At 70.5% G+C, this 24141-nt stretch carries 22 protein-coding genes and 1 tRNA gene; 14 read left to right on the plus strand and 9 right to left on the minus strand.

Going from position 1 to position 24141, the window contains the following annotated elements:
- Positions 1 to 60 precede the first annotated feature (60 nt).
- The gene (locus N4G66_RS09570) at positions 61 to 1644 is read right to left on the minus strand and encodes a purple acid phosphatase family protein (protein WP_261703575.1); all 1584 of its coding nucleotides are present in this window, start codon (positions 1642 to 1644) and stop codon (positions 61 to 63) included.
- Between the two features lie 149 nt (positions 1645 to 1793).
- On the opposite strand from N4G66_RS09570, the gene N4G66_RS09575 reads away from it, so the two are divergent.
- Positions 1794 to 2051: a hypothetical protein gene (locus tag N4G66_RS09575; RefSeq protein WP_261703576.1), complete on the plus strand. Its 258-nt coding sequence runs from the start codon at positions 1794 to 1796 to the stop codon at positions 2049 to 2051.
- Positions 2052 to 2065: 14 nt separating this feature from the next.
- Positions 2066 to 3883, plus strand: coding sequence for a glutamine--fructose-6-phosphate transaminase (isomerizing) (gene glmS, locus N4G66_RS09580; protein ID WP_261703577.1), 1818 nt, complete (start codon positions 2066 to 2068; stop codon positions 3881 to 3883).
- A 179-nt stretch (positions 3884 to 4062) separates the two neighbouring features.
- On the opposite strand, the gene N4G66_RS09585 is transcribed toward glmS, so the two are convergent.
- Both N4G66_RS09585 and N4G66_RS09590 read right to left on the minus strand, forming a co-directional pair.
- Entirely contained in the window at positions 4063 to 4626 is a 564-nt protein-coding gene (locus N4G66_RS09585) for a GPR1/FUN34/YaaH family transporter (protein WP_261703578.1), read from the minus strand.
- A gap of 180 nt (positions 4627 to 4806) precedes the next feature.
- Positions 4807 to 5334: a universal stress protein gene (locus N4G66_RS09590; protein ID WP_261703579.1), complete on the minus strand. Its 528-nt coding sequence runs from the start codon at positions 5332 to 5334 to the stop codon at positions 4807 to 4809.
- A 582-nt stretch (positions 5335 to 5916) separates the two neighbouring features.
- Here N4G66_RS09590 and N4G66_RS09595 point away from each other — a divergent pair.
- The 5 genes from N4G66_RS09595 to N4G66_RS09615 all read left to right on the plus strand — a co-directional run bounded on the left by N4G66_RS09595 (position 5917) and on the right by N4G66_RS09615 (position 9571).
- Positions 5917 to 6294 (plus strand): hypothetical protein, encoded by a 378-nt coding sequence (locus N4G66_RS09595; RefSeq protein WP_261703580.1) that lies wholly within the window; start codon positions 5917 to 5919, stop codon positions 6292 to 6294.
- 374 nt (positions 6295 to 6668) lie between these two features.
- On the plus strand, positions 6669 to 7910 hold the full coding sequence (locus tag N4G66_RS09600; protein ID WP_261703581.1) for a helix-turn-helix domain-containing protein: 1242 nt from the start codon (positions 6669 to 6671) through the stop codon (positions 7908 to 7910).
- 142 nt (positions 7911 to 8052) lie between these two features.
- Positions 8053 to 8655, plus strand: a complete 603-nt coding sequence (gene orn, locus N4G66_RS09605) for an oligoribonuclease (RefSeq protein ID WP_261703582.1) — start codon at positions 8053 to 8055, stop codon at positions 8653 to 8655.
- 108 nt (positions 8656 to 8763) lie between these two features.
- Positions 8764 to 8836, plus strand: a tRNA-His gene (locus N4G66_RS09610).
- 222 nt (positions 8837 to 9058) lie between these two features.
- Positions 9059 to 9571, plus strand: coding sequence for a GNAT family N-acetyltransferase (locus N4G66_RS09615; RefSeq protein WP_391858787.1), 513 nt, complete (start codon positions 9059 to 9061; stop codon positions 9569 to 9571).
- 2 nt (positions 9572 to 9573) lie between these two features.
- On the opposite strand, the gene N4G66_RS09620 is transcribed toward N4G66_RS09615, so the two are convergent.
- Positions 9574 to 10401: a serine/threonine protein kinase gene (locus tag N4G66_RS09620; RefSeq protein ID WP_261703583.1), complete on the minus strand. Its 828-nt coding sequence runs from the start codon at positions 10399 to 10401 to the stop codon at positions 9574 to 9576.
- A 272-nt stretch (positions 10402 to 10673) separates the two neighbouring features.
- A complete protein-coding gene (locus N4G66_RS09625; RefSeq protein WP_261703584.1) occupies positions 10674 to 11729 on the minus strand; it encodes a LacI family DNA-binding transcriptional regulator in 1056 nt (351 codons plus the stop codon).
- Positions 11730 to 12119: 390 nt separating this feature from the next.
- On the opposite strand from N4G66_RS09625, the gene N4G66_RS09630 reads away from it, so the two are divergent.
- The 4 genes from N4G66_RS09630 to N4G66_RS09645 all read left to right on the plus strand — a co-directional run bounded on the left by N4G66_RS09630 (position 12120) and on the right by N4G66_RS09645 (position 16915).
- Positions 12120 to 13445, plus strand: a complete 1326-nt coding sequence (locus N4G66_RS09630) for an ABC transporter substrate-binding protein (protein WP_261703585.1) — start codon at positions 12120 to 12122, stop codon at positions 13443 to 13445.
- Positions 13442 to 14470: a carbohydrate ABC transporter permease gene (locus tag N4G66_RS09635; protein ID WP_261703586.1), complete on the plus strand. Its 1029-nt coding sequence runs from the start codon at positions 13442 to 13444 to the stop codon at positions 14468 to 14470. The genes N4G66_RS09630 and N4G66_RS09635 overlap by 4 nt, the downstream gene beginning before the upstream one ends.
- On the plus strand, positions 14467 to 15378 hold the full coding sequence (locus tag N4G66_RS09640; protein ID WP_261703587.1) for a carbohydrate ABC transporter permease: 912 nt from the start codon (positions 14467 to 14469) through the stop codon (positions 15376 to 15378). Before N4G66_RS09635 ends, N4G66_RS09640 begins: the two co-directional genes overlap by 4 nt.
- A 106-nt stretch (positions 15379 to 15484) precedes the next feature.
- Positions 15485 to 16915 (plus strand): GH1 family beta-glucosidase, encoded by a 1431-nt coding sequence (locus N4G66_RS09645; protein WP_261703588.1) that lies wholly within the window; start codon positions 15485 to 15487, stop codon positions 16913 to 16915.
- 166 nt (positions 16916 to 17081) lie between these two features.
- Here N4G66_RS09645 and N4G66_RS09650 read toward each other — a convergent pair whose 3' ends face one another.
- The 3 genes from N4G66_RS09650 to N4G66_RS09660 form a co-directional block, all read right to left on the minus strand.
- On the minus strand, positions 17082 to 17825 hold the full coding sequence (locus tag N4G66_RS09650) for a helix-turn-helix transcriptional regulator (RefSeq protein ID WP_261703589.1): 744 nt from the start codon (positions 17823 to 17825) through the stop codon (positions 17082 to 17084).
- A gap of 10 nt (positions 17826 to 17835) precedes the next feature.
- On the minus strand, positions 17836 to 18774 hold the full coding sequence (locus N4G66_RS09655; protein WP_261703590.1) for an alpha/beta hydrolase: 939 nt from the start codon (positions 18772 to 18774) through the stop codon (positions 17836 to 17838).
- A gap of 173 nt (positions 18775 to 18947) precedes the next feature.
- A complete protein-coding gene (locus tag N4G66_RS09660; protein ID WP_261703591.1) occupies positions 18948 to 19934 on the minus strand; it encodes a TetR/AcrR family transcriptional regulator in 987 nt (328 codons plus the stop codon).
- Positions 19935 to 20075: 141 nt separating this feature from the next.
- Between N4G66_RS09660 and N4G66_RS09665 the strand changes: the two genes are divergently transcribed.
- On the plus strand, positions 20076 to 22295 hold the full coding sequence (locus tag N4G66_RS09665) for an MMPL family transporter (protein WP_261703592.1): 2220 nt from the start codon (positions 20076 to 20078) through the stop codon (positions 22293 to 22295).
- On the opposite strand, the gene N4G66_RS09670 is transcribed toward N4G66_RS09665, so the two are convergent.
- Complete coding sequence (locus N4G66_RS09670) at positions 22278 to 22703, minus strand: ATP-binding protein (protein ID WP_261703593.1); 426 nt, start codon at positions 22701 to 22703, stop codon at positions 22278 to 22280. The two genes, N4G66_RS09665 and N4G66_RS09670, sit on opposite strands and share 18 nt — an antisense overlap.
- 240 nt (positions 22704 to 22943) lie before the next feature.
- On the opposite strand from N4G66_RS09670, the gene N4G66_RS09675 reads away from it, so the two are divergent.
- Entirely contained in the window at positions 22944 to 23825 is an 882-nt protein-coding gene (locus N4G66_RS09675) for a helix-turn-helix domain-containing protein (protein WP_261703594.1), read from the plus strand.
- A 12-nt stretch (positions 23826 to 23837) separates the two neighbouring features.
- Positions 23838 to 24041 carry a DUF397 domain-containing protein gene (locus tag N4G66_RS09680; RefSeq protein ID WP_261703595.1) on the plus strand — a complete coding sequence of 68 codons (204 nt, stop codon included), beginning with the start codon at positions 23838 to 23840 and terminating at the stop codon, positions 24039 to 24041.
- The last annotated feature ends 100 nt before the right edge of the window (positions 24042 to 24141 follow it).

Below are 24141 nucleotides of genomic sequence, written 5' to 3' on the forward strand. Positions count from 1 at the left end.
TACACCCCGCCTTCCGCGTACCTGGACACCTGCGCGCCTGTCCGCCTGTCCGCCCAGGGCCTACTTGGCCCGGCGCGCGACCGTGAAGTGGTCGACCTCCGCACCGGTCTCGGCGATGCCGCGGACCGTCAGGGTGGCCAGGCGACCCTTCGGGGCCGGGGTCACGTCGACGCGCAGGAACGAGTAGTTGAGGTAGCGCACGCGCGACCAGGCGACCGTCTCGGCCTGCTTGCCGTCCTTGAGGTTGATGAAGGAGGCGACGGACTCGACCTCGTTCTCCTTGCCCTCGTAGGACTCCGGGGCGGTGAAGGCGTACAGGCTGCGGCCGGCCGCGCCCGCCGTCACGTACACGACACCGTCGGTCTCCGGGTACGCCGTGCCGCCGATCGGCAGCTTCTTGGTGACCGTGTTCGCCTTGATGACGTCCGTGCGCTCGTACTGGTGGTTGTGGCCGTTGATCACCAGGTCGACGGTGTACTTCTCGAACAGCGGCACCCACTCCTGTCGCACGCCCCCCTCCGAGGCGTGCGCCGTGGAGGTGCAGTACGCGCAGTGGTGGAAGAAGACCACGACGAAGTCGATGTCCCGCGAGGCGCGGTACTTCTTGAGCTGGGCCTCCAGCCACTTGGTCTGGGTACCGCCGGAGATGCCGAGGTTGGCCGGGATCTCGAAGGAGATGTCGTTGGCGTCCAGCGAGATGATCGCCGTGTTGCCGTGGACGAAGGAGTAGACGCCGGGCAGGTTGGCCTTGTCGGGGCCGTTGTCGGGCAGCGTCCAGCGGGCCTCCTCGCCGCCGTAGCCGTTGGGCGAGTACCAGGCCTCCATGTCGTGGTTGCCGTACGCCGGCATCCACGGCACCTGCTTGGCGACCGTCTCGGTCTGGGCGAGGAACTGGTCCCAGATGCGCGAGTCGAAGCCGGTGTCCTCCTTCTTGCCCGCGCCGGACGGGTCCGCGTAGGCGATGTCGCCGGCGTGCAGGTGGAAGGCGGGGTTCTGGGCGAGCAGCAGGGCGTCGTTGGCGAGGCCGTGGTAGCCGACGCCCTCGTCGCCGAAGGCGGTGAAGGTGAAGGGCTCGGCGTGCGAGGGCGCGGTGGTGAAGGTGCCGAGCGTGCCGAGGAGGTGGGGCTCGGCCGGGTCGAAGCCCGCGTGGCCGACGCCGTAGTAGTAGGTCCTGCCGGGGCGCAGGTGGGTGAGCTTGGCGTGCAGGTAGTACTGGGTGTGGTCGCCGCTCGCGCCCACGCCGGCCGGGGTGTAGAGGGTGCGCACCTCGGCCTCGATCTTGCGGGAGAGGTCGCAGGGGTGGGCGCCGATACGGATGTAGGGCTTGCTGACCGCGGCCGGCACCTGCCAGGAGACGGTCATCTCGGTGCGCGGGTCGTTGCCGAAGGCGAGGTGGCGGCCGAAGGGGGCGACGAGCGCGCCGTCCACCTTCTGCGTCGAGGTCGGGGCGGCCGTCCGCTGCGTCGGGACCGCGGCCTGTGCGGCGCCGGGCACGAAGGCTCCGCCGGCGACGGCGCCGAGGGTCACGGCGCCGCCTCTGATCATGTTGCGCCGCGAGAACTTGGCGCGAAGGTACTCGTGCTGCTCGGCCATGGTCATCTTCTCGGCGAGCTGCTCGGGTACGCCCATGCGTGGAGTGTCCATGGCACCAGAAGTTGCTCCTGGCAATCGACGCGGCGCAAGACGCTGGATGGACAGCCTGTAAACAGCGGCCCATAAGAGATTCAACACCCGCTTGCCCGATATCGGGCAGGATTCTTGCGAATCGTCTTCCGGTACCTCAGGATCAACGGGTGCACGACGAACTCGTTGATCATTTGACGCGGTCGACCCCCCTGAACCGGGGCGAGGCGCTGCGAGTGATCCAGGACGTGCTCGCCTACTTCGACGAGACGACCCAGGACTTCGTCCGTCGCCGCCACCGCGAACTCCAGGCCCAGGGCCTGGTGAACACGTCGATCTTCGAGCGGATCGAGGCGGACCTGAAATATCGCGCGGTCGCGCCGCCGGAGCTCACGCTCAGGCAGCTGCGCCGCATCGTTTACGGCTGAGGGACTCTACGTATATGTGCGGAATCGTCGGATACATCGGCAGGCGTGATGTGACCCCGCTGCTCCTCGAAGGCCTTCAGCGCCTGGAGTACCGCGGCTACGACTCGGCGGGCATAGTCGTGACCTCCCCCAAGTCGGCCGGCCTGAAGATGGTCAAGGCCAAGGGCCGGGTCCGCGATCTGGAGGCCAAGGTCCCCAAGCGCTTCGCCGGCACCACCGGCATCGCCCACACCCGCTGGGCCACGCACGGTGCCCCCTCCGACGTGAACGCGCACCCGCACATGTCCGGCGACAGCAAGGTCGCGGTCGTGCACAACGGCATCATCGACAACGCCTCCGACCTGCGCAAGAAGCTCGAGGCCGACGGCGTCGAGTTCCTCTCCGAGACCGACACCGAGGTCCTCACGCACCTCGTCGCCCGCTCCCAGCAGGAGAAGCTGGAGGACAAGGTCCGCGAGGCGCTGCGGGTCATCGAGGGCACCTACGGCATCGCGGTGATGCACGCCGACTTCCCCGACCGCATCGTGGTGGCGCGAAACGGCTCCCCCGTCGTGCTCGGCATCGGCGAGAAGGAGATGTTCGTCGCCTCGGACATCGCCGCCCTGGTCACCCACACCCGCCAGATCGTCACGCTGGACGACGGCGAGATGGCCACGCTCAAGGCCGACGACTTCCGGACGTACACCACCGAGGGCACTCGGACGACCTCCGAGCCGACCACCGTCGAGTGGGAGGCCGCCTCGTACGACATGGGCGGCCACGACACGTACATGCACAAGGAGATCCACGAGCAGGTCGAGGCCGTGGACCGCGTGCTGCGCGGCCGCATCGACGACCGGTTCTCGACGGTCCACCTCGGCGGCCTGAACCTGGACGCCCGCGACGCGCGCGCCGTGCGCCGCGTGAAGATCCTCGGCTGCGGCACCTCGTACCACGCGGGCATGATCGGCGCCCAGATGATCGAGGAGCTGGCCCGTATCCCCGCGGACGCCGAGCCGGCCTCCGAGTTCCGCTACCGCAACGCGGTCGTCGACCCCGACACCCTGTACATCGCGGTCTCCCAGTCCGGTGAGACCTACGACGTACTGGCCGCCGTCCAGGAGCTGAAGCGCAAGGGCGCACGGGTCCTCGGCGTGGTCAACGTCGTCGGCTCGGCGATCGCCCGCGAGGCGGACGGCGGCATGTACGTCCACGCCGGCCCCGAGGTCTGCGTCGTCTCGACGAAGTGCTTCACCAACACCACCGTCGCCTTCGCGCTGCTCGCCCTGCACCTCGGCCGCACCCGTGACCTGTCGGTCCGCGACGGCAAGCGGATCATCGAGGGCCTGCGCAAGCTGCCCGCGCAGATCTCGGAGATCCTGGAGCAGGAGGACGAGATCAAGAAGCTGGCCGCGGAGTACGCAGAGGCCCACTCGATGCTCTTCATCGGCCGCGTCCGGGGCTACCCCGTGGCCCGTGAGGCCTCGCTGAAGCTCAAGGAGGTCTCGTACATCCACGCCGAGGCCTACCCGGCCTCCGAGCTCAAGCACGGCCCGCTGGCCCTCATCGAGCCGGCGCTGCCCACCGTCGCGATCGTCCCCGACGACGACCTGCTCGAGAAGAACCGCGCCGCCCTGGAGGAGATCAAGGCCCGCAGCGGCAAGATCCTCGCCGTCGCGCACCGGCACCAGGAGAAGGCCGACCAGACGATCCTCGTCCCGAAGAACGAGGACGAGCTGGACCCGATCCTGATGGGCATCCCGCTCCAGCTCCTCGCCTACCACACGGCGTTGGCGCTCGGCCGGGACATCGACAAGCCGCGCAACCTGGCCAAGTCGGTCACCGTCGAGTAGCCGACCGCCGGGCGGTACGTCGCCGAAGATCCACCACTGAAGATCCACCACCGAATGATCCGCCGTCGCGCATGTCCCCTGCCGACGGCCGGACATGAACGATCCCCGTGCGAACCACCCGCGCACGGGGATCGTTCTTCAAGGGCCGGAGCCGCCCAATACCCCGGCCCGCGCCGAGGTCAGCCGGTGGCCGTCACTCCCCGGCCGGCGGCGCGTCGCGGAAGTGCCGTGGGCCAGTGGGCGAGCGCCGCGGTCGCCGCGTACCAGGCGACAGCGCCGGCCGCGGCGGCGAACCAGCCGCCGGCCTTGGCCAGGTCGCCGTTGTCCGCGAAGCGGCCGACGGCGAGAAGCAGCAGGGAGACGAAGAACAGTCCGTAGGTGCCCTGGCCGAGCACGTCCCCGCCCGCGAGGGCGAGCGACAGCACGACGAGTGCGAAGAGCAGCAGGAAGAGTCCCGCCGCGTTGTCGGAGACCTGGCCACCGGCCGAGACGGCCCAGGTGAACCAGAGGGCACCGAGTCCCGTGAAGGCCGTGCCGTTGGCCGTGTCACGGTCGCGGAACGCGAGCAGGCCGGCGACGAAGAGCGCAACGCCGCCTACGTAGTGGGCCAGTGACACGGCGTCAGCCGCCGTCACTCCGTCGATCAAGTCGGTGTACCCGAGGCCGAAGGCCAGCAGGGTGACGCCGAGCGCGAGTCTTCCTACGACCGTGGTGGTGCTTCCCGCAGAGACGTCGTTGTCCACGGCGGGCTCCCTTCATGCCAGTGCGGTTGTGCTGCGCCTTACCGGTCGCCGCGTAGGACCGGCGTCCGGTATATGCCCTTCACAAAGGCACAAACACCTCTACGCGCCAGTAGGTTTACGCACCGCACACAGAACGCCGAACACTTCCCCCGGGGCCGTCCCACCTGGGATGACGGTGCGTCACGGAATGACGATGACAGGGCGCTTGGCGCGTTTGGCGAGCCGTCCCGCGACCGAGCCGAAGATGCGCCCGACGATGCCGTGGGTGGAGCCGACGACTATCGCGTCCGCCTCGTACTCCCGTCCCACCTCTTCGAGTTCGTGGCAGATGTCACCGCCGCGCTCGACCAGGATCCAGGGCACCTCGGAGAGGTATTCGGCGCAGGCGAGCTCCAGCCCCAGCACCTCGGTGCGGTGGTCGGGAACGTCGACGAAGACCGGTGGCTCACAGCCCGCCCACACCGTGGTGGGCAGCCGGTTGGCCACATGGACGATGATCAGGCCGGAGCCCGAGCGGTGCGCCATCCCGATCGCGTAGGCGAGGGCACGCTCGCTGGACGTCGAACCGTCGAAACCGACGACGACGCCGTGCTTGAAAGCGGGATCGCAGGACTGGCGGGGTTCTTCCGCCGCCAGGGGCTCGGCCGCCGTGGGATCGGCGAGCGGGCGCTTGCGGTCCGCGGGATCGAAGAATTCGTGACCGGCCATGGGTGTCTCGGCGTTTGGATCCTCGTGGTGGGGACGACAACGAACGGCAGAGCTGTGTCTGGGAAACATCTTCCCAACCCCATACCCCCAAGGGTACGGCGGCACGCCTCCTCTGCCCAGATCCCGCGCGCCTTACGCGGCATTCCAGGGAGCATGCACGAGAGGGCGCCCGTAACGCAATGGTTGCTGCCCTGTACAGGCGGTTTGCGCAAGGCCCCCCGGGAATTTGCTCAGGCCACCCGGTACCGGGCACTCCCGTCGCCGTACGAGACCGGGCGGCCCCCATCCGGACACGGACACCACCGACCGGGCAGTGACCGGCCGGTCGAACACGCGTTGAACCGGTCGCAGCCACCGCCATGGAGAACCACACCCCATGGAGAACACGGAGAACAACGGAGCACCAGGGAGCAGCACGTGCCCGGACCCGACACCGCCCCCCATTCCTCCGCCCCCTCCAACCCGTCCGCCCCCTCCGACCCCTCCCCGTCGCACGCGGCACCCCCGTCCGGATCGCGATCGGGAACACGATCCGGATCGCGCTCCGGGTCACGCCCCTCGGCGCCCCCCGCGGCGGACACGGTGAGCGATGTGGTCCGCTGGGCGGCCTTCAGCTGCGTCCTGGTCCCGGTGGTTCTCCTCTGGTACGGCACCTCGCTCGCCGGCGCGTCCGGCACGGCCCTGGGTCTCGCGGCCGTGACCGGGGCCTGTCTGGTCCTGCTGCGCCAGTCCGAGCGGGGGGCGGCGCTCCTGGCCGAGGAGCAACAGGGCGCGTCACGCTCTCGCGCGCGTCGGCGAACCCCGCGGCAGCGCGGACGGCACGGGAGGACCGGCCCGGGGAGCACGGGAGGTGCGGGGCGCGGGAGAGGAGCGGGACCGGGGGCCGACCCGCGTGGCGGAAGCGGCACGGGAGTTCACCGAGGCGGTCGTCACAGTGGGGGAAACAAGCCGGTCGACTGACCGGTTTGCGCGTACAGCTACGCTTCTTTTCAGCCAACTTCTGGCTGTGGCCCATCCCTTGCTCGAACGACCCCCCAACCCCCGTTCGACCTGCACCTAAAGGGGTACGGAGGGCGCGCGCACCCTACGTGGATTGGCCACTGCCGCAAGGCGCACTTCCCTGTGGCGCCCACGAGTGCAACGCTTCGTGATCGAATGCTTCACGCCAAGTTGCCATGTCGACATTCTGCGGAGTACCGAACTGGTCACCTTGGCGTCAGCGGACACAGTAGATTCGATCTTGTCTTACGGCGGGGGACTCGTGCAGGACCGAGGGGAAACGTGCAGGAGCGACACAACCGAGGAGCCGCGACCACCGAGGGGGGCTTAGCAGGATGAGCCACGACTCCACTGCCGCGCCGGAAGCCGCGGCCCGGAAGCTGTCCGGGCGACGCCGCAAGGAGATCGTCGCGGTGCTGCTGTTCAGCGGCGGCCCCATTTTCGAGAGTTCCATACCGCTGTCGGTGTTCGGGATTGACCGCCAGGACGCCGGCGTGCCGCGCTACCGCCTTTTGGTGTGTGCCGGCGAGGAAGGCCCGCTGCGGACCACAGGGGGCCTGGAACTCACCGCACCACATGGCCTGGAAGCGATCTCCAGGGCCGGCACGGTGGTCGTGCCCGCCTGGCGGTCGATCACCTCGCCACCACCGGAGGAGGCGCTCGACGCACTGCGCCGCGCTCATGAGGAAGGCGCCCGCATAGTCGGGCTGTGCACCGGCGCCTTCGTGCTCGCGGCGGCCGGTTTACTGGACGGCCGTCCGGCGACCACCCACTGGATGTACGCACCGACCCTGGCCAAGCGCTATCCGTCGGTGCACGTCGATCCCCGCGAGCTCTTCGTGGACGACGGCGACGTGCTGACATCGGCGGGTACGGCGGCCGGAATCGACCTCTGTCTCCACATCGTGCGGACGGACCACGGCAACGAGGCGGCCGGCGCGCTCGCCCGGCGCCTGGTGGTCCCACCACGGCGCAGCGGCGGCCAGGAGCGCTACCTCGACCGGTCGCTGCCGGAGGAGATCGGCGCCGACCCCCTCGCGGAGGTCGTCGCCTGGGCGCTGGAGCATCTCCATGAGCAGTTCGACGTCGAGACCCTGGCGGCTCGCGCCTATATGAGCCGCCGCACCTTCGACCGCCGGTTCCGCTCGCTCACCGGAAGTGCTCCCCTGCAGTGGCTGATCACTCAGCGCGTGCTGCAGGCGCAGCGCCTCCTGGAGACGTCCGACTACTCGGTCGACGAGGTGGCGGGCCGCTGCGGCTTCCGTTCGCCGGTCGCGCTGCGGGGTCACTTCCGGCGTCAGCTGGGTTCGTCCCCGGCCGCGTACCGGGCGGCGTACCGCGCTCGCAGGCCGCAGGCCGACCGGTCCACGGATCCGGACGGCCCGGCAGGTCCGGTCGGACCGCCACCGTCGCTCCACCAGGAGCACTCGGGCCCGGTCCCGATGCAGACGCGCCGCACCGCGGCGGCCGGCTCCCTGGGCGCGACCGCGTCGCTCTCCGCGGAGGCGATGCGGGAGCGGGCGGAGCTGTACGCGGCGAGCAGGCCGAGCCTGCCCGGACAGCGCAGCGCGCCGTAGTCCGGTGGCAGGATGACGCGCGGGGCCCGCACCTTCGGGTGCGGGCCTCTTCGCACGTGGGCCGGGCCCCGACGCGATCCGCCGCTCCGGCGGGGCGCAGGGGCGGGTCCACCGGACCGGGGCGGGCCGTAGGGTGAGACACATGAACGATCGCATGGTGTGGATCGACTGCGAGATGACCGGACTCTCGCTGTCGGATGACGCGCTCATCGAAGTGGCCGCGCTGGTCACCGATTCTGAGCTGAACGTGCTCGGCGAAGGTGTGGACATCGTGATCCGCCCGCCGGACGCGGCCCTGGAGACGATGCCGGACGTGGTGCGCCAGATGCACACGGCCTCCGGCCTGCTCGATGAGCTCGCCGGGGGCACGACCCTGGCGGACGCCGAGGCGCAGGTCCTGGCGTACGTACGTGAGCACGTCAAGGAGCCGGGCAAGGCCCCGCTCTGCGGGAACTCCGTCGGCACGGACCGCGGTTTCCTGCTGCGCGACATGGGGACGCTGGAGGGCTATCTCCACTACCGGATCGTGGACGTGTCCTCCGTCAAGGAGCTGGCCCGCCGCTGGTATCCCCGGGCGTACTTCAACAGCCCGGAGAAGAACGGCAACCACCGCGCCCTGGCCGACATCCGCGAGTCCATCGCCGAGCTCCGCTACTACCGCGAGGCGGTCTTCGTCCCGCAGCCCGGCCCCGACTCGGACACCGCCCGCACCATCGCGGCCAAGCACGTCCTGCCCGCCGAATAGGCCTTTGACGGGGCCCTGATGGGCCCCGGAAAAAGCCGTGCGCGAGCACCCCTTCGGACCCTGTACACTTTTTCTCGGCCGGTCGGAGAAGCACGAAGACCGGACATGGTGGGTGTAGCTCAGTTGGTAGAGCACCTGGTTGTGGTCCAGGTGGCCGCGGGTTCAAGTCCCGTCACTCACCCTGAGTAATCAGCCGGTGACCTGTTGAACAGGTCACCGGCTGATTGCGTTCCCGGGCACCCCGGCAGCCGATCCGCCGTTACGTCGCCGATCCGCCGGGACTCCGCGGAAGCAGGCGCGAGCCCGGGACCCGTACGCTCCCCTCGTGCGCCATCCCGAAGAACCCTCCGCCCCCGAAGCCCTCCGCCGGGGCCACCCGGCCGCGCCGGAGCCCGCCGCGCCGGTGGCCGGCCTGGCCACCGGGCCCACGGTCGCCACCGCCCGGCTCGATCTCCTCCCGCTGCGTGTCGAGCATGCCGAGGAGATGGCCGAGGTGTTGTCGGATCCGGCGCTGCACGAGTTCATCGGCGGGGCGCCCCACACTCCGCGGGCGCTGCGGGCACGGTACGAGCGGCTCGTCGCGGGCTCACCCGATCCCGCCGTGCTCTGGTGCAACTGGGTGCTGCGGGAGCGTACGCAGGGATGCCTGGTGGGGACGGTCCAGGCGACCGTCTCGGGAGAGGCCGCGGAGGTCGCCTGGGTGGTGGGCACGCCCTGGCAGGGGCGGGGATACGCGGTCGAGGCGGCGCGGTCGCTGGTCCGGCACGTGGTCCACGCGTTCCCCGTCGGCACGGTCGTGGCCCATGTGCACCCCGCTCACCACGCGTCCGCCGCCGTCGCCGCGGCGGCGGGGCTCACCGCGACCGGCACCCTCCAGGACGGCGAGGTCCGCTGGGAGCTGACGGTACGACGGTGACCTCACCGCTCCGGGGACGCCCCGGCCGCGTGCCACGCGGCCGCGAAGCGGTGCACGTCGGCGTAGCGGTCGTCCGGGTCGGGGAAGGTGGCGCGTTCGACGACCGCCAACTGCTGCGCGGTGCCGCGCCAGGCGCGTTCGGCGTCACCCGCGTCGAGCAGGAGGCGGGCGGTGCGGCCGAGGGTGAACACGGTCGTACGGGTGTCGATGACCGCGCCGCGGACGAACTCCTCGGGGGCCATGAACCGGCGTGAGCCCGGCAGCCGTTCGTCGTCGAGGACGAAGGGGCCCGGCCGGTACTCGTCGAGGTCGATCAGGTGGACGGCGCCGGCGCTGAAGTCGTAGAGCAGCGCGCCGTCGTAGAGGTCGACGGCGACATGGCCGGCGGACTCCACGGTGAGGTGCGCGTCGAGGACCCGGTCGAAGGCGCGCAGCACATCGGCGGCGGGAAGGGACCGGAAGCGGGACATCGGACTGCCCGGACCCATACGGTCACGGGACCCGCCCGCGGTGGGGTGGTAGAGCACCTCGCCGGAGCGCCAGGGCATGACCACCGCCCAGTCGTCCCCCACGGCGATCCGGTGGACCTGCGGGACGATCGCCGTGTGCCGGACGGCCCGGTGAAATGCCCACCCTCGTTCGAGTGAGCAGCGACCGCGCTCGTTGACCGCCTCCTTGACGAACCACCGGGCGCCGTCGAGCAGCCGCACTCCGTACGACACACACCCCGAGTCCTGCTCCCCGAACACCTTGAACACCTCGCCCACCCGGCCCAGATAGGACTCCACGGCGGGCACTTCATCGACTCCCAGCAAGGGATGCAGGACCATGGACGCCAGCCTGCCCTACCCGGGCGCCTCCGGAAGACAGAAGCCGCAGGCCGGACGTTCGTGGCGAAGCCGGACGGCACAGGGCCCGTCCGGCCGTTCCCGCCGGGCCCGCGACGCCTGGCACCCCCGCCGCGACGCCTGGCACACCCGCCGCGTCGTCGGGCACACCCGAGTACGCCCAGCACGAGGGCGACCGTCCGCCTTGCGACGCACGGCACCGGACGCCGCGGTCCGATCCGACGCGAACCGACTGACGGACGGGCGGACGGGCTCTACGAGGAAGCCCGCACCACCAGCTCCGCCGGCAGCACCAGCTGCCGCTTCTCCAGCCCCCGGGAGACCGCAGGACGGCGGTCCGCGATCTCGCCGAGGAGGAGGTCGATCATCGCGCGGCCCATCTCCTCGATGGGCTGGCGCACGCTGGTGAGGGGCGGATCCATGTGCCGGGCGATGGCGGAGTCGTCGTAGCCGATGAGCGCCACGTCGTCCGGGATGCGGCGGCCGCTCTCGCGCAGCACCTGCCGGGCGCCCGCCGCCATGACGTCGGAGCCGGCGAAGACCGCGTCGAGGTCGGGGCAGCGCTCCAGCAGCAGGGACATGGCGCGCCGGCCCCCTTCCTCGGTGAAGTCGCCGGGGACGATCAGATCGTCGACCACTGGGTGACCCCCGTCGAGCAGGCCCTGGCGGTAGCCGTCGACGCGTCGCTGGGCGCCGTAGACGTCCATACGGCCGGCGAGGTGGACGATTCTGCTGCGCCCCCGGGCGATCAGGTGCTCCACGGCCGCGCGCCCGCCGCCGTAGTTGTCGGAGTCCACCGAAGGAAGCGTCTCCGCCGCCGAGCGCCGGCCGCTGATCACCGCCGGGATCTCCAGCTGGGAGAGCAGGTCGGGGAGCGGGTCGTCGGCGTGCACCGAGACCAGCAGGACACCGTCCACCCGGTGCGCCGCCAGGTACTGGGCCAGGCGCTGCCGCTCCCGGTCGCTGCCCGCGAATATCAGCAGCAACTGCATTTCGGTCTCGGAGAGTTCGGCACCGACACCGCGCAGCATGTCCGAGAAGTACGGTTCCGCGAAGAACCGGGTCTCGGGTTCGGGTACGACCAGGGCGATCGCGTCCGTGCGGTTGGCCGCGAGGGCGCGGGCCGCCGTGTTCGGAACGTATCCGAGCTCCGCGACCGCCGCCTCGACCGCGGCGCGGGTCGCGTCGCTGACCCGCGGGGATCCGTTGATCACCCGGGAGACCGTGCCGCGGCCCACTCCTGCGCGCGCTGCCACCTCTTCGAGGGTCGGCCGCCCACCGCTGCGGCCCCGCGCTCCGTGGACTGCCATGGGCTCCGCCTCCCGTCGACACCAAGTTGGCCTGGAATCTAACAGCCTCGTCCGGGGAACCGAGCGACACTGGGCCGCCACCCCCGGGAGCCCTTGTCGCACGGGGCGCTCGTCCTCGAGCGCCGCACGGGCTATAAGACTCTTCTGGCCATGTGGCGGAATGACATCTTCAGCTAACAGGCCGATAACTGAACACATCTCTCCGCTCTCCCACCCTTGACACCCCCGCTCGAACCGACGACCCTTCAACACATCACCTGTGGGAGCGCTCCCACAGTACCTGACACATACACATCCCGCACGTTCCCCGCCCGAGCCGCAGCGAGAAACAACGGGCGCCACCAATGCAGTTGGCCGGGGGGTCGGCACGTCAGGAAACAGGAGGACGCAATGCGCACGAGTACCCGCCGGTCCCGCAGGCTGGGGGCCATCGCGGTCGTCGCCGCGCTGGCTACGGGACTGCTGGCCGGCTGTTCCAGCGACCCGGACAACGGCTCGTCGGACACGAACAACGGTGGAAGTGGCAAGGGCAAGACGACCCTGACCATAGGCACCTTCGGCGTCTTCGGCTACAAGCAGGCCGGCCTCTACGACGAGTACACGAAGCTCCACCCCGAGATCTCCATCAAGGAGAACGTCACCACCCGTACCGACGTCTACTGGCCCAAGACGCTCACCCGTCTGCAGGCCGGGGCCGGCACCGACGACATCCAGGCGATCGAGATCGGCAACATCGCCGAGGCCGTCCAGACCCAGGCCGACAAGTTCGTCGACCTCGGCAAGGAGGTCGACAAGTCGCAGTGGCTGGAGTGGAAGACCTCCCAGGCCACCACCAAGGACGGCAAGACGATCGGGCTCGGCACCGACATCGGTCCGATGGCGATCTGCTACCGCAAGGACCTGTTCGCGAAGGCCGGCCTGGAGACGGACCGCACCAAGCTCGCCGCGCAGTGGAAGGGCGACTGGGCCAAGTACGTCGACCTCGGCAAGCAGTACATGAAGAAGGCGCCGAGCGGCACCAAGTTCGTGGACTCCGCCTCCTCGGTCTACAACGCGGCGCTCGGTGGCGAGAGCGAGCGGTACTACGACAAGGACGGCAACGTCATCTGGGACAAGTCCTCGGGCGTGAAGAAGTCCTGGAACGCCGCGATGACGGTGGCGACCAGCAACATGTCGGCGAAGCTGAAGCAGTTCGACCCGACGTGGGACCAGGGCTTCGCCAAGGGTTCGTTCGCGACGGTGGCCTGCCCCGCCTGGATGATGGGCTACATCCAGGAGAAGTCCGGTGCCTCGGGCAAGGGCAAGTGGGACGTGGCGGCGGCGCCGACCGCGGCCAACTGGGGCGGCTCGTTCATCGGTGTCCCGACGGCGGGCAAGCACCAGAAGGAGGCCATCGCGCTGGCCAAGTGGCTGACCGCGCCCGAGCAGCAGGCGAAGGTCTTCGCCAAGCAGGCCAGCTTCCCGTCGACCCCGGCGGCGTACGCGGACCTGAAGCCGGCCGCCGACACCACCGCGTACTTCTCCGACGCGCCGATCACGCAGATCTTCGGCGACTCGGCGAAGACCATCCCGGTCCAGTACTTCGGCGTCAAGGACCAGCCGATCAACACCGCGATCTCCGACGTGGGCATCCTCCAGGTCGAGCAGAAGGGCAAGTCCCCCGACCAGGGCTGGAACGCGGCAAAGGCTGAGATCAAGGACGTGCTCGGCCAGTGACCAGCTCCAAGCAGGCTCTCGCGCACCTCGCGACGAGCGCCGACGCCGCGCCCGGCTCACAGCCGGGCGCGGCCCGGGGCGCTCAGGGTCGCGGTACGCCGCCGTCGGGCCCTGGTTCCTGGCGCAGCCGGCTGTACCGCTGGGACATGAAGGCGTCGCCGTACGCGTTCATCTCCCCCTTCTTCATCATCTTCGGGGCCTTCGGGCTGGTGCCGCTGCTCTACACGGCCTGGTACTCGCTGCACAACGTGCAGTTGTCCGGCCTGGACCACCAGACCTGGGCCGGCCTGGACAACTACAAGAACCTGCTGTCCTCGGAGTTCTTCTGGAACGCCCTGGGGAACACCTTCACCATCGGCGTGATCTCCACGGTGCCGCAGTTGCTCATGGCGCTCGGCATCGCCCACCTGCTCAACTACCGGCTGCGCGGCTCGACCGTGTGGCGGGTCGTGATGCTCACCCCGTACGCCACCTCGGTGGCGGCGGCGACGCTGGTCTTCACGCTGCTGTACTCGTGGGACGGCGGCATGGTCAACTGGCTGCTGCACTTCGTCGGGGTCCACCCGATCAACTGGCGCGAGTCCGACTGGGGCGGTCAGTTCGCCGTCTCCTCGATCGTGATCTGGCGGTGGACCGGCTACAACGCGCTGATCTACCTCGCGGCGATGCAGGCGATCCCCACCGACCTGTACGAGTCGGCGGCTCTCGACGGCGCGGGCCGCTGGCAGCAGTTCCGCCATGTGACGGTCCCCATGCTGCGGCCGACGATCCTGTTCACGGTGGTCGTGTCCACGATCGGCGCGACGCAGCTGTTCGGTGAGCCGCTCCTGTTCGGCGGGGTCAGCGGCTCGAAGGGCGGTTCCGCGCACCAGTATCAGACGCTCGGCCTGTACATGTACGACCAGGGCTGGGGCATCGGCAACCTCGGCAAGGCGTCAGCGATCGCATGGACGATGTTCCTGATCCTGCTGATCGTCGCCGCGATCAACCTGCTGATCACCCGACGGCTGAGGAAATCCCAATGACCACCACTGAACTGACTGTCTCTCAGGCGGAGGCGAAGGGAACCCCGGACGGCCGGGGCCCCGGACGCCGCCGGGTGCTCGGCGCGGGCAAGCAGCTGCACGCGGGTCCGGTCACCTATGTCGTCCTGATCGTCTTCGCGCTGGTCTCCCTGGCTCCGCTGGTCTGGACGGCCATCGCGGCCTCACGCAACAACGTGCGGCTCGCGCAGACACCGCCGCCGCTGTGGTTCGGCGGGAACCTGTTCAAGAACCTCCAGGCCGCGTGGGAACAGGCCGGGCTCGGCACCGCGATGGTCAACTCCACGATCGTCGCCGGGACCATCACCGTCGGTACGGTCGTCTTCTCCACGCTCGCCGGATTCGCCTTCGCCAAACTGCGGTTCAAGTTCTCCGGTCTTCTTCTGCTGCTGACCATCGGCACGATGATGATCCCGCCGCAGCTGGCCGTCGTACCGCTGTATCTGTGGATGAGCGACCTGGGCTGGTCGAACCAGCTGCAGACAGTCATCCTGCCCACCCTGGTGAGTGCCTTCGGCACGTTCTTCATGCGGCAGTACCTGGTCCAGGCGCTGCCCTCGGAGCTGATCGAGGCGGCGCGGGTGGACGGCGCGAACAGTCTGCGGGTGGTGTGGCACGTCGTCTTCCCGGCGGCGCGCCCCGCGATGGCGGTACTCGGCCTGCTGACGTTCGTGATGGCCTGGAACGACTTCCTGTGGCCGATCATCGCCCTGAACCAGCAGAACCCGACGGTGCAGGTCGCCCTCAACGCGCTGGGTACCGGCTATGTGCCCGACCAGGCCGTGATCATGGCGGGCGCGCTGCTCGGCACCCTGCCGCTGCTCATCGCCTTCCTCCTGTTCGGCAAGCAGATCGTCGGCGGGATCATGCAGGGCGCGATCAAGGGCTGACCTCCCCTCCAGGGGGCCGGGTCACCGCCGCCCCGGCCCCCCTTGTCCCGCCTCTCCTCCCCTCCTCCAACCCGTCGGTCTTCACGACCCCCTTGGGAGCGCTTCCATGCCTGAGTCCGTAACGCCCGTGACTTTCCCTCCGGCCTTCCTCTGGGGCGCGGCGACCTCCGCGTACCAGATCGAGGGGGCGGTACGGGAGGACGGCCGCACGCCCTCGATCTGGGACACCTTCAGCCATACACCCGGCAAGACGGCCGGCGGCGAGCACGGTGACATCGCTGTCGACCACTACCACCGCTACCGCGACGACGTGGCCCTGATGGCCGGGCTCGGGCTGGGCGCGTACCGCTTCTCGGTCTCCTGGTCGCGGGTGCAGCCGACCGGCCGGGGCCCCGCGGTCCAGCGCGGCCTCGACTTCTACCGGCGCCTGGTCGACGAGCTGCTGGCGCACGGCATCAAGCCGGCCGTCACCCTCTACCACTGGGACCTGCCGCAGGAGCTGGAGGACGCGGGCGGCTGGCCCGAGCGCGAGACGGCGCTGCGCTTCGCCGAGTACGCGCAGATCGTCGGCGAGGCGCTGGGCGACCGCGTCGAGCAGTGGATCACGCTGAACGAGCCCTGGTGCAGCGCCTTCCTGGGGTACGGCTCCGGGGTGCACGCCCCCGGCCGGACGGATCCGGCGGCCGCGCTGCGCGCGGCCCACCATCTGAACCTCGCGCACGGGCTCGGCACTTCGGCGCTCCGTTCCGTGATGCCGTCCCGCAACTCGGTCGCGGTGAGCCTCAACTCCTCCGTGGTCAGGCCGGTTTCGCAGGGCCCTGCGGACCTGGACGCGGCCCAGCGCATCGACGACCTGGCCAACGGCGTCTTCCACGGCCCGATGCTGCACGGCGCCTACCCTCAGACCCTGTTCACGGCGACGCGGTCGATCACCGACTGGTCGTACGTCCAGGACGGCGATCTCGCGGCGATCCACCAGCCGTTGGACGCCCTCGGCCTCAACTACTACACGCCGACGCTGGTTTCGGCCGCCGCCGCGCCCGCGGACGGTCCGCGCGCGGACGGCCACGGCGCCAGCTCGCACTCCCCCTGGCCGGGCGCCGACGACGTCGCGTTCCACCAGACCCCGGGCGAGCGCACGGAGATGGGCTGGACGATCGACCCGACGGGTCTGCACGACCTGATCATGCGGTACACCCGTGAGGCGCCGGGCCTGCCCCTGTACGTGACGGAGAACGGCGCGGCCTACGACGACAAGCCGGACCCGGACGGCCGCGTCCACGACCCCGAGCGCATCGCCTACCTCAACGGCCACCTGTCCGCCGTGCACCGCGCGATCACCGACGGCGCGGACGTCCGCGGCTACTACCTCTGGTCCCTCATGGACAACTTCGAGTGGGCCTACGGCTACGGCAAGCGCTTCGGCGCGGTCTACGTCGACTACGCGACCCAGATCCGCACCCCGAAGTCGAGCGCCCACTGGTACAGCCAGGCGGCCCGCACCGGAACACTGGCGCCGGTGACGCCCGCCGAGTAGGCCACCGGCCGGGGGAACACGGGGGACGGGGCGCGACACCCGAGGGGGGTGCCGCGCCCCGCCGCGCTCGACCGCGTTCCCCCACCGCACGGACCTCGCCCACGCGCGGTCCCTCTCACGGCCCCGGGCGATCCGAACGACACCCCTGGTGCGGTGACGGGAAGGTTCACCGAGGCGGTGCCTTCCGTTTCCCGGGCGGGTACGTGAGCGAGGCCAGCGCGGTGGGCCGCACCGCGCCGGCTGCGGCCGAGCCGAGCAGCAGCCGGGTCAGATCATGGGGCTGCGCCCGCTCATCGGCTGGAGCCGCCGCTGTGATGCGGTCGAGCCGGAAGCCCCGGCCGGCCTGTCGCGTGCGACACCAGGCGATGAGGTACCACCGGCCGTCGGCGGTCAGCAGTCCGGCCGGCTCCACCACGCGGTCGCTTTCGCGTCCCGCCGCGTCGATGTAGGACAGCCGCAGGACCGAGTTCGCGGTGAGGGCCTGCTCCACTGCGGCGCGGACCGTGGAGTCGGTCGGGGAGGGCAGTGTGACGATCCGTTCGGCGAGTCGCTGTGCCGCCATCGAGGCGGGACCGGTCATCGAAGCCGCGATCTTCTGGGCCGCAGTGCGGGCCGCACCGGCGTACGGGGCGGAGGCGTCCGCCGCGGCGAGCGCGACGGCCAGTGCCGAGGCTTCGGCGGCGGTGAAACGGATCGGGGGCAGGGTCATCTCCGGGTCGATCGACCAGCCACCGCCCCGCCCGGGTGTGGCGCGCACCGGGACACCGGCCTCCATCAGCGCCTGGAGGTCACGCTGCACCGTGCGGGTGTTCACCTCGAATCGCGCGGCGAGCGCGGCGACCGTCAGCGGCCGCGGCGCAGCCGCGCGCAACTCTTCCACCAGCGCGTAGAGCCGAGTAGTGCGGTTCACGTGGCCGACGCTACCTTCCGGCGGTGGACAGGAAGTCCCGCTCGCGCCGCAGTTCCCGCTCGGTGATGGTCAGTGGGAACAGGGTGAAGCCGTGCATCGCGCCGGCGACGACACCGAGCTGCACAGGCGCACCTGCCGCCTGCCAGCGTTGGGCCAGGAACAGCGAGTCGTCGAGGAGCGGATCCTCGGTGCCGACGACGATTCGGGCGGGCGGCAAGCCTGCCAGATCGGCGAACAACGGTGAGACTTCGGGATCGCGGCGCTGTTCCGTCCCCATTTCCGGTGTGAACAGCTCATAACTGCCGCGCAGTGTTTCGGTGTTGCTCAGCAGCCGCTTCGATCCGAACAATCGCTGGCTCGGCGTCATCGACAGGTCGTAGGGGCCGAAAAGCAGGTGGGCCGCCCGGAACGCGCCGGTGATGCCGTGCCGGTCGCGAAGGCGCAGCAGCGTCACGACACTCAGGTGGGCACCGGCCGACTCACCACCGATCAGGAGCCGTCGAGTGCCGAACTCGGCTGCGGCGTGGTCCACCAGCCATCGGGCGGCCGCTTCACAGTCGTCGGGCCCGGCCGGGAACGGGTGTTCCGGCGCGAGGCGGTACTCCACGCCGACCACGGCCAGCCGTGCCTGCTCGGCGAGCCGCCACAGCCTCTCGTCCTGCCCGTCCGCGGAGCCGAACGCCCAGCCGCCTCCGTGTATGTGCAGGTACACGCCGTCGACGTGGTCGGGTACGAACACGCGGACTTTCACCCCGCCCGCAACGACGCGGTCCTGGCCCTGCGGCAGTCTCACCGGTGGCGTGTCGCCGGCGAGCCGGTTGCGCCGCAGGGCGGCCAGCAGGGTTGCGTCCGGCACCCCTTCGCGCGCCGGGCGGCTCGCAGCGGCGGCGGCGAAGCACTCGTTGAACTTCAGGGTCTCGGCGAGGCAGTCCTCGTCTGTGATCGTCATGCTGTCGACAGTCGCAGCCGTCCGCGACAACGTCCTGTCACCTTTTCCTGGTGAGCTGAGTCACAGACCTGCCGCATCGCCTGTCGCACCACCCGGCCTCGCTGTCCTTACGAGCACGCATCGCACCCGGCCGATGGCGGCGCCCGGCTGTCGGTCACTCCCGGGGACAGGTTCTAGCGGACGAGTCCCGCGACGATCGTGGTCAGGGTCCGCTCCACCACCGCGTCGCGCTCGCCCGGGGGCAGGAGGGCCAGTGGGCCGTCGAGGATGAGCAGGGACAGGCCGTGCACGGTCGCCCAGGCGGCCGCCTCGGCGCCGGGACGGTTCTCCGGCCGCATCCGGCCCGTCGCGACCAGCACGTCGAGGGTGTCGCAGAGTTCCCTGAACGCGGCGAACTCGGCCCCGGTGTCCGGCACTTCGAGTCCGGTGAAGTCGTGCTCCGCCGCCGCCGCGGTGCGGCAGAAGGCGGCGCGGTAGAGGCCGGGGTGCTCGATCGCGAAGCGGACGTAGCCGCGCCCGACGGCCTTGGTCCTGCGCACCGCCGCCTCGCCAGGGTCGTCGGACGCGGGCAGGGCGCGTACGGCCGCTTTCATCGAGGCGGCGAGCGCCTGCTGGCCGTAGCTCTTCACCTCTTCCAGCAGTTCCCCCTGGCCCTCGAAGTGGCGGTAGGCGGCGGTGGGCGACACGCCGACACTGCGGGCGGCCTCCCGCAGCACGACCCGCTCGGGGCCGCCCTCCTTCGCGAGTTCGACCGCGGCCTCGATCAGGGCGTTGCGGAGATCGCCGTGGTGGTACCGCGATCTGCCGCCACCGGTCCGTGTACGGGCACCCGCTCTCCCCCGGCCGTCCGCTCCGGAGCCGTCGTCCGAGCCGTCGTCGGCACCGGAGCCACTGTCGCCGCCGGAACCGGCATCCAGTCCGGAACCGGCATCCGCATCCGCACCGGAGGCGTCGTCTCCACCCGCGCGGAAGCCTGCGCCCACACCGCCACCACCGGCACCCACGCCAGAGCCGAGCTCCACCCCCGAGCCGGCATCCGCGCCCGGGGCGCCCGTCCCACCCGCGCGGAAGCCGGCGCCGGCTCCCGCGCCGGAGCCGGGGTCACCCTCGGCCCTCGCGTCACCGCCGGTGCCCGCTCTGCCGCCCGTGATCGATTCCATGACCCCATCCTGCCCGAACCGGTGGTTCCACCCGCACCCCCGTCCGACCCTGTCTCCCTGTGCCACCCCTTCGAAGTTGACGCCGTTAACATCCTATGCCATCGTCGATGTTAACGGCGTAAACATTCGGAGGCGATCCCCGTGTTCGACCGCATCGCACAGCTGGCCCTCCATCGGAGCCGACTTCTGCTCATCCTCGCCGCGGTGGCCGTGGTCGCCATGGCGGCCGTCGGGCTCGGGGCGTTCGGCAAGCTCCAGAGCGGCGGCTTCGAGGATCCGAGCGCCCCCTCGGCCCGCGCTCAGACCCTCATCGACCAGAAGTTCGGCGGCGAGAGCAACCTCGTCCTGCTCGCCCGGTCCGACGACGGCGGGGCCATCGGCTCCCCGGCCGCCGACCGCGCCGGGCGCGACCTGACCTCCCGGCTCAAGGCCGAGCCCGCCCTGTCGAACGTGATCTCGTACTGGGACACCGGTGCCTCCGCGCTGACCTCCCGGGACGGCGAACAGGCGCTCGTACTGGCCCACGTCAAGGGCGACGACACCGAGCGGGGCGACAACGCCTCGGCGGTCATCGGCCGCTACACCGGCGACCGGAACGGGCTGACCGTGCGGGCCGGCGGCGAGGCCGCGGTCGGCGACGAGGTGCCCACCCAGGTCGCCAAGGACCTGGCGGTGGCCGAAGCCATCGCCGTACCGCTGATCCTCGTCCTGCTGGTGATCGCCTTCGGCAGTGTCGTCGCGGCGCTGCTGCCGCTGGCCATCGGGCTGATCGCGATCGTCGGCACCTTCGCCGAGCTCTACGTACTGGGCAGCCTCACCAGCGTGTCGGTGTTCTCGATCAACCTCACCACCGCGCTGGGCCTGGGCCTCGGCATCGACTACGCACTGCTCATGATCAGCCGGTTCCGCGAACACCTCGCGGAGGGGGCCGACGTCCCGGACGCCCTGCGGCACACGGTCCGCACCGCCGGACGCACCATCGCCTTCTCCGCCGCGACCGTCGCCGCCGCGCTCGCCGCGCTGCTGGTCTTCCCGCAGTTCTTCCTGCGCTCCTTCGCCTACGCGGGCATCGGCGTGGTGATCATCGCCGCCCTGAGCGCGCTGCTGGTCATGCCGGCCCTGCTCGCCCTGCTCGGCCACCGCGTCAACAAGGGCCGGCTGCCCTGGGCGAAGACCGTGCGCAGCGCCGAGGCCCCGCTCTGGGCCAGGCTGTCCCGCACGGTGATGCGCAGGCCCGCCCTGACCGCGCTCCCGGTCCTGGCCGTTCTGCTGCTCGCGGCCTCCCCGCTGCTCGGCGTCGTCTTCGGCACACCCGACGAACGGGTCCTGCCCGAGAGCGCGCAGAGCCGGCAGGTCGCCACCGCGGTGCAGCACGACTTCACCGGCAGCGACGAGTCGGCGGTGCAGATCGTGACGACGGGGCCGGTGTCACCCGGCGAGCTGAGTACGTACGCGACCACTCTCTCGCGGCTCGACGGCGCGACCCGCGTCGAGACCTCCGCCGGCACCTACACCGCCGGCCGGTCAGGTCCGCCCGGACCGGCCGCCGCCGCGCTCGGCCGCCCCGACGCCCAGCGGGTCACCGTCGTCACGGGCCTCATCCCCAAGTCGGACCAGGCCCAGGACCTGGTCAAGGCCGTACGGGCCGTCGACGCGCCCGGCGGGACCGAGGCGCTGGTCGGCGGCACGGACGCCCGGCTGGTCGACTCCAAGTCCTCGATCGCGGACCGGCTCCCGGCGGCCATCGGCCTGGTGGCGGGCAGCACCTTCCTGATCCTGTTCCTCTTCACCGGCAGCGTGGTCCAGCCCCTGCGGGCCCTGGTCCTGAACGCCGTCAGCCTCACCGCGGCCATCGGCGTCATGGTGTGGATCTTCCAGGACGGTCATCTGTCCTCCCTGTTCGGCTTCACGCCGCAGCCGATGGACACCTCGATGACCGTGCTGATGTTCTGCATCGCCTTCGGTCTGTCCATGGACTACGAGGTGTTCGTGACCAGCCGTATCAAGGAGCTCCACGACGCGGGCGCCGACACCGAGACCGCGGTCACCAGCGGGCTCTCGCACACCGGCCGGATCGTGACCATGGCGGCCGGGCTGCTCGCGGTCAGCTTCTTCGCCTTCGGCACGGCGCACGTCAGCTTCATCCAGATGTTCGGCCTCGGCAGCGGTCTGGCGATCCTGATCGACGCGGTGGCCGTACGGGGAGTGCTCGTCCCGGCCGCCATGCGGCTGCTGGGCCGCGCCGCCTGGTGGGCGCCGAAACCCCTGCGCGCGGTGCACGGCCGGTTCGGCCTCAGCGAGGTCTCGTCTCCCGAGGACACGGACGCCGCCTCCCCGGGACGGTCACCCGCGCAGGTCTGACCGCCCCAGCTCGAACCAGGTCGCCTTGCCCCGCCCCGGCCCGTGCCCGCACACGCCCCAGGCGTCGGCCCCCTTGGAGATGAGCTGGATCCCCCGGCCTCCCTCTTCATCGGGGCCAGGGGTGCGGCAGTCGGGAAGGCCCGGAGCCTCGTCGTGGACGAGGACACGGAGGCGACGGGGGCCGGCCCAGCCGGCGCGCAGCGTGACCGGAGCCGAACAGCCGCGGCCGGTGCAGGCGTTGACGGCGTTGGTGACCGCCTCGGAGGTCAGGAGCACCGCGATGTCGGTGAGTTCGGGCCGGTGGGACGCGGCGAGGAGGGTGCGGACGGTCTCCCGTGCGGTGCGCACCCAGACGGGGTGGGGCGGAAAGACGAGGGAGACGTCGGTGGGGCGTCGGTGATCCTCCATCGGAGGGGGCTCCTTCGGGTTGCGCGCGGCCGCGGTGACCAGGTCCCGGGTCCTCAACTCCGTTGAGATCGGGGGTACTTCCTCGGGGCGCGGAGGCGAGGTGGATCGCCTCGACGGTAGGGAAATGTTTTCCTCCGGCGCAAGCGTCTCCCCCTTATGTCACCCACGCGGGTGACGTGCCGACGGGTCGCCGACTCGCGGGCGCCGAGATCGGCAGACTGCTCCGCGAGGAGGTCGGCCATGGCACCCAGAAGCAACCCGAGCGAGCGCCAGCGCAGGCTCGGTGCGGAGTTGCGCAAACTGCGCGTCCGCGCCGGGCTCTCCGGTGAGCGCGCGGCGGCCATCCTCGACGCCGACCGTGCCCGCATCAGCAACATCGAGACCGGACGCATCGATGTCTCGCGCAACCGCCTGCACAAGGTTCTCCAGGAGTACGGCTGCCCGGCCGGGCCCTACTTCGACGCGCTGATGGCGATGGCCCAGGAGAGCGGCAAGGGCTGGTGGGACGAGTTCAACGACACCATCGGACCGGGGGCCCGGGACCTGGCGGAACTGGAATCCCGGTCGACGGTGCTGCGGACGCACGAGCCGCTCGTGATCCCCGGAATGCTCCAGACCGAGGAATACGCCCGCGCGGTGCTGGAAGCCACCGAGAGAGACCGCCGACGCGCCCACCGCTACGCGGAGTTCCGCCTGGCCCGCCAACGCGTACTCACCGGCGCGTCACCCGTGACGTACCGGGCCGTCGTTCACGAAGCCGCGCTGCACACCCGAGTGGGGGGCGCGGCGGTCATGCGGCGGCAACTGCTGCGCCTCATGGAGATGTCGAGGCTGCCCAACGTGGCCGTCCAGGTGTACCCGTTCGAGGCGGGGATCTACGCGGCCCACACCCAGTCGTTCGTCCTCTACGCAAGCGCCGCGCCCGAACTGGAGACGGTCTACCTGGAGCACCCGACGAACTCCCTCTTTCTCCGGGATGCGAACCATCTCGATGAGTACACAAAAATGTTCGAGCGGCTGTCGGAGCTGGCGCTGGCGCCGGTCGACCCCGAGTCGGCACCGGAGTCGCACGCGTCACGTGACTCACTGAGCCTGATCCAGCACGTCATGTACGCCCTGTGAAAGGAACCCCCCATGCCCCGACTCGTCTGGCAGAAGTCATCGTTCAGCACGGGCGGCGAAGGCAACTGCGTGGAACTGGCGGCGGCGGTGTCCGGTCACATCCACCTCCGTGAGAGCGACCAGCCCTACGACGTCGCCACCTCCACACCCCACGCGCTGGCCGGTCTGCTCCGCGCGCTCAAGGACGACTCATGGGCGCCGCCCCGGAGACAGTGAGGAAGAGAAAGGGCCTGGGCCGCGTCCGGAAGATCACCGGACGCGGCCCAGGTCCTTTGCGCGAACCGACTACGACGCCCCGGCCGGGTGGGGGGTGGAG

Origin of the sequence: Streptomyces rhizosphaerihabitans (assembly GCF_025399795.1) — a bacterium.
Classification (GTDB): Bacteria; Actinomycetota; Actinomycetes; order Streptomycetales; family Streptomycetaceae; genus Streptomyces; species Streptomyces rhizosphaerihabitans.

Coding starts and splice junctions, on each gene's coding strand:
- N4G66_RS09655 (WP_261703590.1), bottom strand. CDS start 18,774: ATGACGATCACAGACGAGGACTGCCTCGCCGAGACCCTGAAGTTCAAC.
- N4G66_RS09640 (WP_261703587.1), top strand. CDS start 14,467: ATGACCACCACTGAACTGACTGTCTCTCAGGCGGAGGCGAAGGGAACC.
- N4G66_RS09630 (WP_261703585.1), top strand. CDS start 12,120: ATGCGCACGAGTACCCGCCGGTCCCGCAGGCTGGGGGCCATCGCGGTC.
- N4G66_RS09590 (WP_261703579.1), bottom strand. CDS start 5,334: ATGGCCGGTCACGAATTCTTCGATCCCGCGGACCGCAAGCGCCCGCTC.
- N4G66_RS09660 (WP_261703591.1), bottom strand. CDS start 19,934: ATGGAATCGATCACGGGCGGCAGAGCGGGCACCGGCGGTGACGCGAGG.
- glmS (WP_261703577.1), top strand. CDS start 2,066: ATGTGCGGAATCGTCGGATACATCGGCAGGCGTGATGTGACCCCGCTG.
- orn (WP_261703582.1), top strand. CDS start 8,053: ATGAACGATCGCATGGTGTGGATCGACTGCGAGATGACCGGACTCTCG.
- N4G66_RS09600 (WP_261703581.1), top strand. CDS start 6,669: ATGAGCCACGACTCCACTGCCGCGCCGGAAGCCGCGGCCCGGAAGCTG.
- N4G66_RS09645 (WP_261703588.1), top strand. CDS start 15,485: ATGCCTGAGTCCGTAACGCCCGTGACTTTCCCTCCGGCCTTCCTCTGG.
- N4G66_RS09570 (WP_261703575.1), bottom strand. CDS start 1,644: ATGGACACTCCACGCATGGGCGTACCCGAGCAGCTCGCCGAGAAGATG.
- N4G66_RS09680 (WP_261703595.1), top strand. CDS start 23,838: ATGCCCCGACTCGTCTGGCAGAAGTCATCGTTCAGCACGGGCGGCGAA.
- N4G66_RS09620 (WP_261703583.1), bottom strand. CDS start 10,401: ATGGTCCTGCATCCCTTGCTGGGAGTCGATGAAGTGCCCGCCGTGGAG.
- N4G66_RS09675 (WP_261703594.1), top strand. CDS start 22,944: ATGGCACCCAGAAGCAACCCGAGCGAGCGCCAGCGCAGGCTCGGTGCG.
- N4G66_RS09625 (WP_261703584.1), bottom strand. CDS start 11,729: ATGGCAGTCCACGGAGCGCGGGGCCGCAGCGGTGGGCGGCCGACCCTC.
- N4G66_RS09670 (WP_261703593.1), bottom strand. CDS start 22,703: ATGGAGGATCACCGACGCCCCACCGACGTCTCCCTCGTCTTTCCGCCC.